Origin of the sequence: Natrinema zhouii (genome assembly GCF_013456555.2) — an archaeon.
Classification (GTDB): domain Archaea; phylum Halobacteriota; class Halobacteria; order Halobacteriales; family Natrialbaceae; genus Natrinema; species Natrinema zhouii.
Map to the genome: position 1 here is coordinate 36,342 of NZ_CP084885.1, position 14,788 is coordinate 51,129.

A 14,788-nucleotide genomic window follows, 5' to 3' on the forward strand; every position below is an offset into this window, starting at 1 on the left:
CGTTGTCGTGTTCATCGTTAGACCCCGAGCATCATTCGGAGCGACCCTCTGACTCCCATCGGTAGCCCGATGGCCCCAATGAAGAACGCCACGAGCCACCACCAGGTACGGTTCAGCTCTTCCTTTGCATCAGCGAGATACCACACAATCCCCAGTGTAACAAGTAACTTGAGGACGAACGTCGATCCCGAGAAGCCGGTCGCTTGATAGACGAGATTCGTCACGACAAGCTTCGGCGAGTAGCCCAGGAAGGTGACGCCGATGAGGTTCTGTGCTGCGTCCCACATTTGTCCAAAGACGGCCAGCAGTAACAAGGGATGACGGAGATTCGCGACATCGATTATCCCTGCACTCCAGTAATACAGGGCGGTCACGCTGACGGCAATCCCTGTTGTTGCGGCTGGAACCCACGGATGAAGGGGGGCTGACGACGTTATTCCATACAGGAGTGCCCAGCTGATAGCACCAACCGCCCATACAGTCCCGACCGCGCCGACCAGCATTGGAATCGAGACGAGGCCCCTGTCACAGGCCACAGCTCCGACGCCGAGCGCGAGGACGGTGACGGCAGTGACGACGAAGTAGATAGACGGCGTGATGAATAGGACGGCATACTCTCCGAGCAGCCCGATATCCTCAAGTGCCCGCATTGCGCCGCCGGCGACGATGATCGGGGCGAATCCGTAGGCTAACCGGGCGTCGAACGAGACGTTCAGGTGGTCGAGATACGCGCGCAGCCCGGGCAGACTATACCCAACCGCCACGAGGTACGTTACCGTGTTCACCGGGTTGTACCCCCGGGCGGCGCGAATCCCTTCGTGTGTCACAGGTTGACCGGCGGCGTCGGCGACGACCGGCCCCCACAAATACTGCCAGACGAAGCGATCGTAGACGAGCGTGGGGAAAGCAAGTAGTGCCGCGCTAATGAGCACTAAGGGGCCGAAAAGATACAGCATCCACCACTCACGGGAGCCGGTTTCGGGGAGGACCGTCTCGATCCGTCGAGTGAGTGTGGTACTCACGACTCGATCACCTCGATTCGCCACGTCGTGCTCTTCGAGCGCGCCCACTGCTCCAGCGACACGCCGACGAGGTCGTCCTGCAGTTGGCTGAGATACTGCGCGACGGCTTTGGGTGACGCGTCGAGATCGTGAACGATCTCACGAGCCCGGAGATACGTCGGTTCAGTATCGGCTGTTTCGACCAGATATGCGCGAACCGTTTGTCGGCTTATATTAGACATGATACGTCGGCCCTTGGCGTTTAGCGCAGTCGGCCTAGCAGTTCGTAGTCATAGTCGGGCGTGTACCGGCGGAACAGCAGGCTGTTCGACAGCACGGACACCGACGAGAACGCCATCGCCGCCGCGGCCAACACCGGCTGTAGGAGGCCGAGCGATGCTAGCGGAATCAGCGAGGTGTTGTACGCCAACGCCCAGACGAGATTCTGCTTGATCTTCTGGAGCGTCGCGTCCGAGATACGGATGGCTTTCACCACGTCGAGCGGATCGTCACGCATCAGCGTCACGTCCGCGGCTTCGATGGCGACGTCCGTCCCGGAGCCGATTGCCGTCCCGACGTGCGCGACTGCGAGGGCCGGCGCGTCGTTGACACCGTCGCCGACCATCATGGCTTGCCGCCCTTCGTTCTGAATGTTCTCGACTGCATTGGACTTGTCCTCGGGGAGGACCTCTGCCCGGACGTTGCTCGGGTCGATACCCACCTGCTCGGCGACCGCGCGAGCGGTTCGCTCGTTGTCGCCAGTGATCATCATCACGTCGACACCCCGCTCCTGAAGAGCCGTTACAGCCTGTTTGGAGCTTTCCTTCACAGTGTCGGCATCCGCGACGACACCCACGAGTTCGCCATCGTAGGCGACGAGCATCGCAGTCTTGCCCTCGTTCTCGAGGCGTTCCATCGTCTCCTCGGCGGGAGAGGGGTCGATGCCATTGTCCCGCAGCAGCTTACGATTCCCGACGAGGACTTCGCTGTCACTAACTGTCGCTCGAATCCCGTGGCCCGGGACGTTCTCGAACTCGTCGGGCTCGGTCACGTCCAGACCACGCTCTTCGGCGCCCTCGACGATTGCTTGAGCGAGCGGGTGCTCACTCCCGCTCTCAGCTGTCGCTGCCAGTCGAAGCACGTCGTCCTCGGAAAGGCGGTCGCGGGCAGTGAGTTGTCCACCATCTGACGTCGGCTCGCCGCCGTCAGTCACTGCATTCCCATCGCTATCGAAGACGACCATGTCAGTTAGCTCCATTTCGCCTTCGGTGAGCGTCCCCGTCTTGTCGAAGATCACGGTGCCGACGTCCTTCGCTCGCTCGAGGACGTCGCCGCCCTTGAACAGGACCCCGTTCTGTGCACCGATGGTCGTTCCAACCATCGTCGCGGCGGGCGTCGCCAACCCCAGTGCGCAGGGACAGGCGATGAGAACGGCGGACGCGAACACGATAATTGTGAACTCGAAGACGGAGACGGACCCACCGGCCGGGGCCGGCCCACCGGCGACCTGGCCCCACAGCGGAAGCCAGTCGACGAAGCCCGCCAGCGCCTCGGGGAAGAGGAACCAGATAGTTCCCCACAGGAGTGCGTTGGCGATGACCGCGGGGACGAAGTACGCCGAGATCCGGTCGGCGAGATTCTGAATCTCTGGCTGACGGGACTGCGCTTCCTTGACAGTCTGGACGATCTGCTTGAGCGCCGTGTCTTCGCCCACTTTCGTCGCCTCGACGACGAGGACACCGTTCTCGCTGATCGTCGACCCGACGACCTCGTCGCCCTCACCTTTTTCGACGGGGACGGACTCGCCAGTAACCATCGACTCGTCGACGGCGGACTGGCCGTCGACGACGACTCCGTCGGTCGGGATCTTCTCACCCGGGCGGACTTTCATTCGATCACTGACTGTAACTTCTTCGAGCGGGACTTCCTCCTCGTTCCCTTCATCGTCGACGACCGTGGCCGTCTCGGCTTCCATCTCGAGGAGCTTCCGAAGGGCGTCGCTGGCCTGGCCCTTCGAGCGGGCTTCGAGGTAATTCCCAAGCGTGATGAACACCAGGATGAGCGCGGCCGTGTCGAAGTACAGGCCGCCAGCGATGAGGCCGACCAGGACGACCACGCTGTAGAGGTACGCCGTGGACGACCCCAGAGCAATGAGGACGTCCATGTTGGCCCGCTTGTTCTTCACGAGCGCCTTGTAGGAGTTATTATAGAACTGCCAACCGAGAACCGCCTGTACAGGCGTTGCGAGGAGGAACTCTACCCACCCGAACTCGATGCCGAAGATAGCTTCTGGCAGAACCCCACCCCCGAGCAGGTAGCGCTCGACGATGAAGAACACGAGGGGGACCGAGAGTACCGCACCGAATACCGTCAACCGGAGTTGCTTGCGGATTTCGGCCTGTCGGGCGGCGTCCCGACGCTGCTGGTCGGACTCTTCACTGTTGTCGTCCTCGCGAACGGGCGTGTAGCCTGCGTCCTCGATAGCGTCGTAGAGGGCGTCCCGGGAGACATCCACCGGGTTGTATTCGACTTGTGCTTCGTCCGTCGCGTAGTTCGCCTCTACGCTGATTACACCGGGGACCCGTTCGAGGGCGTCCTCGTTGGTCTCGGCGCAGTTTGCGCACGTCATGTCTGAGATGCCGATCGAGACCGTGGCGCGCTCGGCGTGATAGCCGGCGTCGTCAATCGCTTCGTAAATCTCGGCAAGCGACACCTCCTCCGGATCGTACTCTACGGATCCCTCATCCGTAGCGAAGTTGATATTCGCCTCCGTGACGTCGTCGAGATTCTCCAGAGCGTCGGTTATCGTCTGTGAGCAGTTTGCGCAGCTCATGCCCTGGATTTCTAGGTGGGTGGTTTGCCGGCTCATTATTCTACAATACGGGGTCTTCCTTTACCCACTTTTCTGGCAGATATCCAAAGTCAAAGAAGTTGTAAACTCTAGAATCTAAAGTGATTAGACCCCCTCTTCGAGCTAATCGTACCGGTCCTGGAATCTAGTTTGGCAGGACGGGCAACAGAAGTGATATACTTGTCCGTCGATACGCGCCGACCGCCCCTCGTTGTCAACGGTGTTACTGCATTCGGCGCACGTAAGAGCGAACTCAGTACCGTCGAGTGACGGCCGCCACTCGGCGATGTCCATTAGTGTGACGGTGTAGTCAACGCCATCAGTCCCAAGCAGTTCATCAAGCCATCGACGAACGTTCTGGACCTGGGCACGGGCGTAGAACCAGACGCCGCCATCAGCAGTTACGAATACGTGTTCGACAGCCTCTGTGTTTCCGATTCGGTCTTTGAGGTCATTAACCTTGCTCGCTCCCGACACCTGAACGAATACCGGGATAACGGCGTGGAGTTGGGAACGGTCCACGTCGATGGTGAATCGATTAATTATGCCTACTTCTTGGAACCGAGTAACTCGATCTGAAACCGCCGGACCCGAGAGTCCGATTGCTTTACCGATGTCGCTAAATGGACGCCGAGCGTTCTCTCCGAGAAGCGTGAGAATCTCCATGTCGGTTTCATCGAGATCTCTCATACACCAAGATCTGCCGTCGAAGCTAATACACTACCGGATATCACTTTCGTATCTTAGGCTCATTTCGGCTCTAGCTTTGCAATAGAAGCAGAAACCGACAAAGAGTAGTCGCTCGTATGTAGATCTGTATGAGTGAGACAATCGCTGTAAAGGGAATGACCTGCGAGCACTGTGAGCAGACCGTTGAGGAGGCACTTGAGGACATCGAAGGGGTGACGAGTGCTACAGCTGATCGCGATGCTGAGTCAGCAGCTGTAGAGGGAAGCGCAGACGTGGACAAGGTCGTCAATGCCGTTAACGACGCTGGATACGATGCATCAGCCTGAGATTCCCTAGCAACAACCGTAAAGTACCCACATAGATGGTTGTAGTGATACTCATAGAGTACCCGTATTTGTTGTCACCGTTGCAGGGACGATGACAGGTATCCTAGTGCGTGGAGGTACCACCCCACTTTAGCGATCGGCCTCTCAAACTTACCAAGATAGTCTACCAATGTCTAGCCTATTATCTTCGTATTTTACACCTTTATACGTTTGTGATGGTAAGTAATTTCAACTCTTCCACAAGCAACACCACTGAAGTTATAGACCGTGTGACGGCATACATCAGAGATGAAGTTCTATGTCACAGGAAAAGCCTAAACAGGACGCTCCAGAAGATGTCGCGGAGCGAATAGAGGGGGCAGAGTGGTACTCCTACCTCGCAAAGGTAGGATTTGTAATCATTCTTGTTGCATTCCTCAGCGCGTTAGTCGGCGTTCTTCCAAGTAATCTAAACAGCGTATCAGCGGCAGTAAATGCAATTCTGTTACCGCTAATATTTGTTGGGATAGGATTCTTACTCCTCAGAATCGCCATTCACCTCCACCTTCTTCATCTTAATCTCGTGCGTCAAATTCAGAAGAGAATGGAAGAGTCAGATGGAGAGGACGACACTAAGGAGTAAAATGAAAAAACAGTGGAAAAATCAGATGTGCTGTTTTAACGGATACAGAGAAGATAAAAATCCACGCTAAGTGTTAGTCTGCGGGTTGTCCCTGCCCGGTGTTGACATACCGGGAAGACTTGGTACTGAGAGGTCAACCCGCCGGAGTAACTGCGCGTTGATAGCGACGATTACTGTACTGAGCGACATGAGTAGCGCTCCAACTGCAGGCGAGAGAAGAATCCCAATTGGTGCCAGCACGCCAGCCGCCAGCGGAATAGCGAACACGTTATACCCCGCCGCCCACACAATATTCTCCTGCATCTTTCGGTAACTTGCCTTGCTCAGCTTCACCAGGCGAACGACGTCCATCGGGTTGTTCTGGACAAGGATAACGTCGGCCGACTGGACCGCGACGTCGGTGCCGCTCCCGATAGCGATTCCAACGTCTGATCGTGTCAGCGCCGGCGCGTCATTTACGCCGTCGCCAACCATCCCCACGAGTTTGCCCTGATCCTGGAGTTCCTGCACTTTCTTGTCCTTGTCCCCAGGAAGGACCTCCGCGAACACAGTGTCAATACCCAGTTCGTCGGCGACGGCGTTAGCGACGTCCTGGGAGTCCCCGGTGAGCATCGCTACCTCGACGTCGAGGTCGTGCAGGGCGTCGACGACACGGTAGCTCTCCTCGCGAATCACGTCTGCCATCGCGAACGCGGCAATCAACTCCCCCTCGCGAACGAGGTACACCACGGTCTGGGCGTTCTGGCCAGCTTCGTCAGCGAAGCGCTGGAGATGATCGGGAACATCCCTATCGAGTTGGGTAAGTAGATTCGGGCCGCCGACGTACACCTCGTTTCCGTCGACGTTCGCTCGGACGCCCCTGCCCTTGATTGCCTCGAAGCCGGTCGCGTTAGGAGCGGTGAGATCTCGCTCTTCGGCGGCCTCGCGAATGGCTCGTGCAATCATGTGTTCGGAGTCGCTCTCGACGGCCGCCGCCAGTGTGAGCGCCTCGTCCTCGTCGACGCCGTCGACGGTCGCCATGTCGACGACGCCGTGTTCGCCTTCAGTGAGGGTCCCCGTCTTGTCGAAGATGATGGCGTCCAGATTCCGTGCGTCCTCCATCGCGATGCGGTCGCGCACGAGCATCCCGTTTCGAGCGGCGAGTGACGTGTTGATGGCGACGACCAGCGGGATTGCGAGTCCGAGCGCGTGCGGGCAGGCGATGACGAGCACCGTGACCACACGCTCGATAACCGTTGCGTTGAACGAGACTGCGATAGTCCACGCGATTGCTGTCACGACTGCCGCCGCGAGGGCGACATAGAACAGCCAGCCGGCAGCGCGGTCGGCCAACACTTGCGTTTGAGACTTACTCTGTTGGGCTTCGTCGACGAGTCGCATGATGCCTGCGAGCGTCGTCTCCTCGCCTGTCGCACCGACGTGAACGCGGAGACTACCGTCGCCGTTGATGGTCCCGCCGATGACCTCATCGCCGGGTTCCTTCGAGACCGGTTTCGACTCGCCGGTGATCATCGACTCCTCGACGTCCGAGTCACCCTCTTCAACGATGCCGTCAGCAGGGACACTCGCACCTGGCCGGACGAGTACGAGGTCGCCCTCGGAGAGTTCACTAACGGGGACTTCCTCCGTCTCTCCGTCGTCAGTGATCCGCTCGGCGGTATCAGGCATCAGCTTCGCCAGTTCGTCGACGGCGCTCGAGGCACGCCGCACGGATCGCATCTCAATCCAGTGGCCCAGCAGCATGATGTCGATGAGCGTCACGAGCTCCCAGAAGAACGCCGATTGTGTGGGGAAGACAACGCTCGCGAGGCTATAGACGAACGCGACGCTGATCGCCATCGAAATCAGCGTCATCATCCCGGGTGACCGGTCTTTCAGCTCCGGAATCGCCATCTGGAGGAACGGAACCCCACCGTACGCAAAGACGATTACCGCGAATACAGGGTTGATCCATTCACTACCCGGGAACGCTGGGACAGAGAACCCGAGCCACTCCTGCAACATTTCGCTGTACAGGAGGACTGGAATCGAAAGGAGTGTCGAGACGAAGAAGCGCCGGCGGAACATCTGCTCGTGCCCTTCGTGCATTCCCCCGTGGTCGCCGTGATCGTGTCCCTCATCTCCGTGATCCATGTGGTCCTCGGAGCGTTCACGCAGTTCCTGCTCGGCCTCATCTGCGTCCTCGGCTTCCTCCTCAAGTAGTGACTGCTCGGTCCGAGAGACCTCCTCATTGGAGCCGGCATCACTTTCAGGATTATGGTCGTGGTGGTTACCGCCAGCGGGTGGTTGATCCGATGATTTCTCGGTGTCTTTTGAGTGATCGTGGTCGTCCATAGATTGACCTCTTAGGCGCTAGTTTGACCGGGAGAGAGTTGGGTGTGTCGGTAATTCGGATCCCGTTGAGCGGGCTACCTTCTTACGCTATGTCGGGATACAAAACCGACAATACTCCATCATTCACTACCCTGGGAGGGCCATTCTCGTTCGTCAGATTCTATGAGACCGAGCAGTGTTCGTCGCCGCTCATCTATGTCTGCAAGCGCTGCGGTAAACTCCTCGTCAGAGACGGTCGGAAGTTCATTTTCTCGAAGTGTATCGAGGTTTGGTGACGGTGGGGAGCGATCAGCAGGCTTGATGAAAGAATTCTGGAGCGTTTCTAGATAGCTCTCGACACTCGATCGGGCGTTTTTAAGAATCGTGTTACTCGGATGAGACTGATTGAAGAGCCCAAACTTGAGAAGTGACAGTGTCTCGTCGAGGATTGTAACGCTCACGATCGCTGATTGGACGGGTTGTTTGCTGTGAAAGTAATGGAGAATTGGATACGCCTTGTGATTCGACGTAAGCATGTTCAGTTGAGTAGTAAAGGTGTTCAAGGGTAGCTCAAGCCCCTCAAACTCTTCGCCATTCCAACTCGTGAGAAGAATCTCAGTGCCATGCTCACCCAGTCCACTCACACCACTGGCGAAAGACCGTTTTTGTGTGACTGCACTCAGAACATTGAGAATATACGTAACACTGAGTGTGATAAAGAGCATCCCGCTCCCCGTCGCGAGAGTCGTCATAATCTGCCAGACCCCTTCTTGCGGGGCAAAATCTCCGTTCCCTAGTGTGAAGATTGCGTATCCAGATAAATAGAACCAGTCTGACAGGAAACAGGATCTCGGTTCACGGTATCGATAATCGAGCTCTCACCACTCGCAAAGATGAACACCCACCCATAGTAGTATAATCCACGTCGATAGGCCAACAGTGAGAATTATCGGTCCTAAGAGAGTAAGAACTCGTGAATTTTGCTCCCCGAACTGCCGTAACACTCGCTATGTCCCTGCCATCAACAGGGAGGTCAGTGGTCCAGCGCCTCCCTCAACCCAGAGTGTCGTCCAGAAGAGATCAACAATGACACTGGCAAGCGGAATTATACCGACTACAAGAAGTAATGGTTCCATCAGTATTCACCTGCTGAGCAGAATCGGTAAATGTCTCGCTTCTGAAACGGTCTCATCCGAGGGGTTATCCCTGAATCACCTTGGTCCGTGATTAGTTGATTATTTATCAAATTTCAGTCTCCTCCTTTGGAGAATAGTGCTTCCACAGGCTCTATCACCAGTATCCCACTTACCATATCTGGGACAACGGAATTAGTTACACTAGCTCGTACATTTCCCAGGAAAGTTCCCTTAGAATCAGTAATATGATTCTTAGTCCGGCTACTCTTCATCACCCTTCCAGGTAACGGTCCGGCCCCACGTCGTCGCCTTGCCCCAGAGGCCGGAGCGCATACATTCCAGTTCGACAATCTGGGAGTTGTCGACGAACAGATTGATCTCTGGCCCGAAGTTCTTGACGTACCACTCGAACATCTCGGGGCCGGGCGCCTCGAAGACGAGGTTCTCGATGCCGAGCCCGTTCGCGATCTGGTAGGCCACGTCGGTCCGCCACTCGTTGACCTCCTCGGTGATACCTTCCGCCTCGACCATCAGGAGATCTGCGCCCGCCTCCAGGTGGCGCTTCCCCTCCTCGATCGCCTGCTCGGGGTCCTGTTGGCCCTGCTCCTCGAGGACATCCGGGTCCGTCGCGCCGCCGGCGCCGAACTGGACGTTGATCTCGGGCTTCGGGTCGATCTCGTAATCCTCTGCAACGATCTCTGTCATCCGCACCATGTCGTCCGTCCCGATGGCCAAGAACCCGCTGGAGAGCTCTACGATGTCAAATCCGAGCCGCTCAGCCTCCTCAAAGTATTGCTCGACCTTGTCGTTGTCGCGGATCAGGACGTTCTCGACGTAGCCGCCGGTCGAGACCTTGACGTCGTACTCGTGACAGACCTCGATCAGCTCCGTCACCGCCTCCTCGGGCATCAGCGCGAAGGACCCGCCGCTGAACTTGTAGATGTCGACGTATTGCCCCATTGTCTCCAGGAGGTCACGCAGCTCGCGTGGGCCCATCGGGTCGTAGTACGGCCCACGGATTTCCGTGATTCCTTTCTCTCTGGGCTTCTCCTCGCGCTCATTGTGGTGTAGGAACTCGAACGTACGGTCTACCATAATCCGGTAATGGATTCGGTCTCCATGTCCTTAGTGAGTGGGGGGGCGGCCAGTTCGATCTGCGCTTGAGGGGCGCCATCTGCCGCAGACCGAGGAACAGGAACAGCCTATCTGGCTCTATTTAGTGAGCCATGCCAAACCCTATGCCAGCAGGGTGACGAAATCGTTGACGGTGTGCGACTCCAGGTCTCTAACCGTTGCAACGATCTTGTCCCGACGATCCTCGTCGAGTCTGATACCGGCTGTATCGTGAAATTTCGTCTCGATCTGATCCCAGTTCATTGAATTCGTCGGATGGCCTTGGAAGGCGTCCTTCTCGACCACGTGGGTAGTGCCGTCCTCGAGTTCGACCGTCACGCGAGCGGGCATCTCTCCAGCTTCGAACCGTTCCGTAAATGCCTCCTCCTCCTCGACGGTGACGTGCCGGAGGAGGTACTGGACGTCATCTCGGGTGATGCGTTCCGGCTCGTACTGGGCGTTACCCATTTCACGGTCGAGGAGTGCTGCTGCCAGCATGTACGGGAGTGAGTGGTCGGCCTGGGCCTTCGTCTCGACCGTATGGCGATCACCCTCACCGCCACCGATAATGAGCTTCGCACCGGCGAACGTTTCTAAATCAATGAGTTCCACGTCACTCCCATCGAGGTCCTCCTGCTCTGCCAGTTCGATAATCCCTTCAACGGCAGACTGGGCGTACGTTTCAGCGACGTATCGCTTCGTCATGACGTCATGGACGCGCGTGCAACCTGGGTCAAGGTCGACCTCGAACTCACCGCTGATGGTCTGCTTCCAGCCCTTCTGCCCCTCGAAGAGGTTCTTGGGCCCCTCCATACCGTCACTGGCCAACAGGGCCGCGTAAACGGCGTTGCGGGCGGCATTGGCCGACGCGATGCCCTTCCACTCGTTGATGCCGCCGGTGCGGGTTACGCGGAGAGCGTTGTGGGCGGTCCCGGCGATGCCGATGGCATCCCGGGTCGTCTCAACGTCAAGATCGAGTACCTTTGCAACGCCGCACGCAGCCGAGATGACCGTGTGGGTCACGTGGTCCCATCCCTTATCACGGACTGGGACGTTCCAGGCGAACTCGCCTTGGACCTCATAGGCCACACCGATTCCTTCCAAGAGTTCCTCGCCAGAGGCATCAACGGCCTCGGCAGCAGCGACGACAGTTCCGATGTTGTCGCTTGGGTGGGGCGTCTCGCCGGGCGCGAGAAAGGAGTCCATGAAGTCGAGATAGCGCGTCAACGCAGTATTGTGCATCGCGGCACCGACTGGCGATGAAGACTCACTACGTCCCCAGAGTGTACAGTAGTCGCCAGGATTGGCTCGCTGCACCGTCTGGTGGACGACCTCTACCGGCTCTGCTCCAAGGGCATTGATCCCGATTCCGACCGAGTCGAGTACTCGCTTTTTCAGTTCCTCCTGCGTGTCCTCGGAGAACTCCTCGGTGGAGACCTCTTGAACAAACTTGGCAAGTTCCTCAGTTGTCGTCATATCCCTGGGTACGGTTGCTCGCCGGAAACCTCCTTTGCCCAGCGCCTTTACGGGGGACGCTGGGACACCGTTATATCCCATGTCACCGTTGAAATCTTATGATTCGGCGTTTCTGTGAGTGGAACAGATATTGAATAGGTGCATCTACCGATTGATTGTTCTCAGTAGACAATGTCGCAGGAGTGGGCTTCAACACAGTCACGAAGGAGGTCTACACCGCAACTACTGAGCAGGTCGTTGAGCTCATTTCTGCTGTATGGACTCCACGCCTAGGTACTCTGAGAGAGGGAGTAAGTCCGACTGAGTTAGTTCGAACGCATCGACGTCGTTGTGATCCGTCACGTTCGACATCTGTAACGCACGAGCCTCTTTCCTGCTTACCGCTCCCCTCGTCATTCACAGGGAAGTGAATCGGAGAGTGATATGTCGCCGACGAGAATCACCCCGCATGTCTCCTCTCCTTGGAGTCCACAGTAATACTCATAAATCCCTTCTTGATCAAATGCGTAGACGGCGCTGTCACCGGGTCGAAGAGTCTGTGTGCGGAACTGCCACTGATCTGCGACGTCATGAAATTGCACACTATCAACGACGTGGTCGGCCGACCCAGTGTTTTTCCAGACGACCGTCGTCCCCGGTGCTACCGTCTTCCGAACCGGATCGAACGCCTCATCCTCCATTTCAACGGTTGCTCGCCCCATATAGGAGAGATGGGCCTCAGATTTATTGACGCTGCGATTGTGCTATAGGACCTCGCAGGGAAGGCTATTGACGAGTCGAAGAAGAACGCGACGACCGTGCTAGCCGCGCCGATCGATGACAATTAGGACCGCGATTAACCCAACTTGGACGAGTTTATCCGTGGCACTCACCCATGTGATTTGATCGAAATGAGTCGCAAGGTAGTAGACCGCCTGTACCGCCGTAAATGGAATCCCGAGCCTGACGATGGTTTGACGTCGAATGTCAACGACGACAGCTATGATCCCGATAGCGAAACCAATCCCAGCAATGAACAATGCGGGCGAACCTTTCTCGATCCCTAACCATAGGTGGACCACTCCGGTGATGGCAGCCAAGAGCAGGCCGATCAGATACAACGGCGTGAGTGATAGAAGTTGATTTGACGATGATTTGCTATTGAATTCAGTCGTCGACATTACCGCCATTACTAAGATTCAGCACTTAAAATTGTTGTATTGAGATTACTAGCTCGCTCCGTTCTCGGTCCCAATTGCTCTTTGAGGGGTTCAAAATCGCTGGCTTCGAGGTCTGAAGATCGCTTACGGTCCCTTTTCTATCATACCTATATATAATTAGACAACAATGTAGCCGCAGGCTTGAACGAGCACCTCCCCGCGGCGAGCATCGTGCAGAGCAAGGCAGTCATATTGTATTTTTTATATCAATCCCGGCGTCCTCTGAGAGCCGTTGGAGAATCGACCGTACTCCATCGTTGTTATCGACGGCGGCCGTACGTCCTCCTCGTCTATGAAATGATAGTGGACAATCCTGGGACTATCCATGTCATGGCTCTCGCTTCGACTATGACGACTCAGTCCGCGATGGGCTGCAAACAGCCCTCTCTCGGAGCGTGAATCTGAGGAGTAGCCCAAACATGCAAAGGCGGCAGGACACTAGGGAGACCATGGCCACTGAAACCGTCGACGGGTACGTTATAGACGTCGGATGCGTCCGGAAGAACGCTCGCGATGAGCTCCTTGAGAAGGCCCGAACGCACTCACGAGAGTGTGCACTAATGGGCCACTGCGTCGAGAGTGGCTATGGTATCGTGACCGACGACGATCGGTTGACTATTCTGGACTCAGAGGCGACCCCGAAAATAGTGAACATCGTGGAGGAAAGCGATACGGAGGAAGGGATACGACTCCGCGTCCAGAGAGAGGAGCAGGACGGGTCGATGGAAACGACCAGTATCGAGGAGATCAGCTAGGTAGTAGCTCAAGACCCAGACTGGTCGACGGCTGAGTTCTGATATGGACTGCTGTCAGTCATTTCCGGCGCAACCCCGAACCGTCTTGGGGTTGCACCGGTAAATCGTTACAGCAGACCGTATGACTGTATCTGCCTCACCAGAAGACGATGTATTCAGGTACACTTTCAATTCCGGACAGCGTTGGCCGACTCGATTTACAGACAGCACTCGAGAGCGCCCAGTCATTTCTCTTGCACCACGTTGATGGGGAGATGTACGAGGGGACAACTGCGTCTGGTGGTGACTACTGATACTACAGGTCGTTGAGGATGACCTTCTCTTCGCACGGCAGCAATCAGGTCAGTTAGAGTGGCAAGCAACAACGGACACGGCTGGCCTTCTTCGTCACCGACTCAGACTTAACGACGATCCCGACGAAATCTTTGCCAGTTTCCCTGAGAATTCCACGCTCGAAAAAGCCAGACGCCGGTACTCTGGTCTCCGAGTAGTTCGTGATCCGTTCTTCCCCTGTCTCGTCTCGTTTATTTGCTCAGCACGAATGCCAGTCAAACGGATTCACGCCCTTCAGAGTAATCCTGCACAGGAGTTCGGCAGTGCCGTCCACGTTGACGGTTCCACGTACTACGCGTTTCCATACCCCGAGGAGTTGGTAGCGGCATCGGAAAACGAACTCCGAGGTTTCGGTCTAGGGTTCCGTGCACCATATGTTAAACAGACGTCTCAGTGGTTTTAGAGGGTAATATCACGGGGACATCCCTGCGCGGCAGATCGTACGAGAAGGTCCACGAAGAGCTTCAATCGTTCCCCGGAGTCGGTCCCAAAATAGTAGACTATGTTTCGCTGTTTGCATTTGGCCACCTCCAGGGAGTCCCAATCGATACGTGGACATGGCGACTTATTGAGTGCTACTTCCCCGATGACGCGGCGGACTCATATGACGCCACAGCTCTAGCATTTCGAGATCGGTTGGTGAGTATACGAGTTACGCCCAAACTTATCTCGACCACTATGAGCGCCCTAGGAGATAGGAGCACCTCCTCATGTAGAATGTAGTCCAAAAACCCCTTCTATTTCTTATTACAAGTGTGGTCTTGTTCTCAATCTCCTATGTCCTTGTTTCGATTGTGGCATTTACACTCACTCAGAGAACCACATAGTAAGAATGCATACCTACTGTGCAGTCGGTCATCTCTTAGCCTGAACGCTCAGTGTAGGTGAATTCCTCAATAACCACAGGAGAATGCAATGGCTGAATTTGAGTGAGTTCTTCCCAACGCTTTATTCCTGGGGATAGTAAACAGGT

At 56.4% G+C, this 14,788-nt stretch carries 13 protein-coding genes and 1 pseudogene; 3 read left to right on the forward strand and 11 right to left on the reverse strand.

The genetic code is table 11. The features are described 5' to 3' along the window. Positions 1-17: 17 nt before the first annotated feature. The 4 genes from HYG81_RS44335 to HYG81_RS44350 form a co-directional block, all read right to left on the reverse strand. Positions 18-1,022: a DUF63 family protein gene (locus HYG81_RS44335; protein WP_226778817.1), complete on the reverse strand. Its 1,005-nt coding sequence runs from the start codon at positions 1,020-1,022 to the stop codon at positions 18-20. Further along, a complete protein-coding gene (locus HYG81_RS44340) occupies positions 1,019-1,243 on the reverse strand; it encodes a DUF7123 family protein (protein WP_226778818.1) in 225 nt (74 codons plus the stop codon). The genes HYG81_RS44335 and HYG81_RS44340 overlap by 4 nt, the downstream gene beginning before the upstream one ends. 20 nt (positions 1,244-1,263) lie before the next feature. Beyond that, positions 1,264-3,870, reverse strand: a complete 2,607-nt coding sequence (locus tag HYG81_RS44345; protein ID WP_226778819.1) for a heavy metal translocating P-type ATPase — start codon at positions 3,868-3,870, stop codon at positions 1,264-1,266. 105 nt (positions 3,871-3,975) lie between these two features. Further along, positions 3,976-4,542, reverse strand: a complete 567-nt coding sequence (locus HYG81_RS44350; RefSeq protein ID WP_226778820.1) for an AsnC family transcriptional regulator — start codon at positions 4,540-4,542, stop codon at positions 3,976-3,978. 128 nt (positions 4,543-4,670) lie between these two features. Here HYG81_RS44350 and HYG81_RS44355 point away from each other — a divergent pair, with 128 nt between their 5' ends. Further along, the gene (locus HYG81_RS44355) at positions 4,671-4,868 is read left to right on the forward strand and encodes a heavy-metal-associated domain-containing protein (protein WP_226778821.1); all 198 of its coding nucleotides are present in this window, start codon (positions 4,671-4,673) and stop codon (positions 4,866-4,868) included. A 298-nt stretch (positions 4,869-5,166) separates the two neighbouring features. Continuing rightward, entirely contained in the window at positions 5,167-5,490 is a 324-nt protein-coding gene (locus HYG81_RS44360; protein ID WP_226778822.1) for a hypothetical protein, read from the forward strand. Positions 5,491-5,556: 66 nt separating this feature from the next. Here HYG81_RS44360 and HYG81_RS44365 read toward each other — a convergent pair whose 3' ends face one another. The 7 genes and pseudogenes from HYG81_RS44365 to HYG81_RS46020 all read right to left on the reverse strand — a co-directional run. Next, positions 5,557-7,824: a copper-translocating P-type ATPase gene (locus tag HYG81_RS44365; RefSeq protein ID WP_226778823.1), complete on the reverse strand. Its 2,268-nt coding sequence runs from the start codon at positions 7,822-7,824 to the stop codon at positions 5,557-5,559. A 119-nt stretch (positions 7,825-7,943) separates the two neighbouring features. Next, positions 7,944-8,642, reverse strand: coding sequence for an ion channel (locus HYG81_RS44370; RefSeq protein WP_340674466.1), 699 nt, complete (start codon positions 8,640-8,642; stop codon positions 7,944-7,946). Between the two features lie 558 nt (positions 8,643-9,200). Next, the gene (locus tag HYG81_RS44375; protein WP_226778824.1) at positions 9,201-10,034 is read right to left on the reverse strand and encodes a phosphosulfolactate synthase; all 834 of its coding nucleotides are present in this window, start codon (positions 10,032-10,034) and stop codon (positions 9,201-9,203) included. A gap of 141 nt (positions 10,035-10,175) precedes the next feature. Continuing rightward, positions 10,176-11,528 (reverse strand): MmgE/PrpD family protein, encoded by a 1,353-nt coding sequence (locus tag HYG81_RS44380; protein ID WP_226778825.1) that lies wholly within the window; start codon positions 11,526-11,528, stop codon positions 10,176-10,178. A 392-nt stretch (positions 11,529-11,920) separates the two neighbouring features. Beyond that, entirely contained in the window at positions 11,921-12,229 is a 309-nt protein-coding gene (locus tag HYG81_RS44385) for a cupredoxin domain-containing protein (RefSeq protein WP_226778826.1), read from the reverse strand. 99 nt (positions 12,230-12,328) lie between these two features. After that, a complete protein-coding gene (locus HYG81_RS44390) occupies positions 12,329-12,688 on the reverse strand; it encodes a hypothetical protein (RefSeq protein WP_226778827.1) in 360 nt (119 codons plus the stop codon). A 162-nt stretch (positions 12,689-12,850) separates the two neighbouring features. After that, a pseudogene (locus HYG81_RS46020) lies at positions 12,851-13,015 on the reverse strand (site-specific integrase); the annotation flags it as partial. A gap of 161 nt (positions 13,016-13,176) precedes the next feature. Between HYG81_RS46020 and HYG81_RS44395 the strand changes: the two are divergent. Then, on the forward strand, positions 13,177-13,482 hold the full coding sequence (locus HYG81_RS44395) for a hypothetical protein (protein WP_226778828.1): 306 nt from the start codon (positions 13,177-13,179) through the stop codon (positions 13,480-13,482). Positions 13,483-14,788 lie beyond the last annotated feature (1,306 nt).

Excerpts from the sequence above, each read along its gene's own strand:
- HYG81_RS44380 (WP_226778825.1), bottom strand. The coding sequence starts at position 11,528 with ATGACGACAACTGAGGAACTTGCCAAGTTTGTTCAAGAGGTCTCCACC.
- HYG81_RS44395 (WP_226778828.1), top strand. The coding sequence starts at position 13,177 with ATGGCCACTGAAACCGTCGACGGGTACGTTATAGACGTCGGATGCGTC.
- HYG81_RS44340 (WP_226778818.1), bottom strand. The coding sequence starts at position 1,243 with ATGTCTAATATAAGCCGACAAACGGTTCGCGCATATCTGGTCGAAACA.
- HYG81_RS44345 (WP_226778819.1), bottom strand. The coding sequence starts at position 3,870 with ATGAGCCGGCAAACCACCCACCTAGAAATCCAGGGCATGAGCTGCGCA.
- HYG81_RS44355 (WP_226778821.1), top strand. The coding sequence starts at position 4,671 with ATGAGTGAGACAATCGCTGTAAAGGGAATGACCTGCGAGCACTGTGAG.
- HYG81_RS44350 (WP_226778820.1), bottom strand. The coding sequence starts at position 4,542 with ATGAGAGATCTCGATGAAACCGACATGGAGATTCTCACGCTTCTCGGA.
- HYG81_RS44385 (WP_226778826.1), bottom strand. The coding sequence starts at position 12,229 with ATGGGGCGAGCAACCGTTGAAATGGAGGATGAGGCGTTCGATCCGGTT.
- HYG81_RS44360 (WP_226778822.1), top strand. The coding sequence starts at position 5,167 with ATGTCACAGGAAAAGCCTAAACAGGACGCTCCAGAAGATGTCGCGGAG.
- HYG81_RS44375 (WP_226778824.1), bottom strand. The coding sequence starts at position 10,034 with ATGGTAGACCGTACGTTCGAGTTCCTACACCACAATGAGCGCGAGGAG.
- HYG81_RS44390 (WP_226778827.1), bottom strand. The coding sequence starts at position 12,688 with ATGTCGACGACTGAATTCAATAGCAAATCATCGTCAAATCAACTTCTA.
- HYG81_RS44365 (WP_226778823.1), bottom strand. The coding sequence starts at position 7,824 with ATGGACGACCACGATCACTCAAAAGACACCGAGAAATCATCGGATCAA.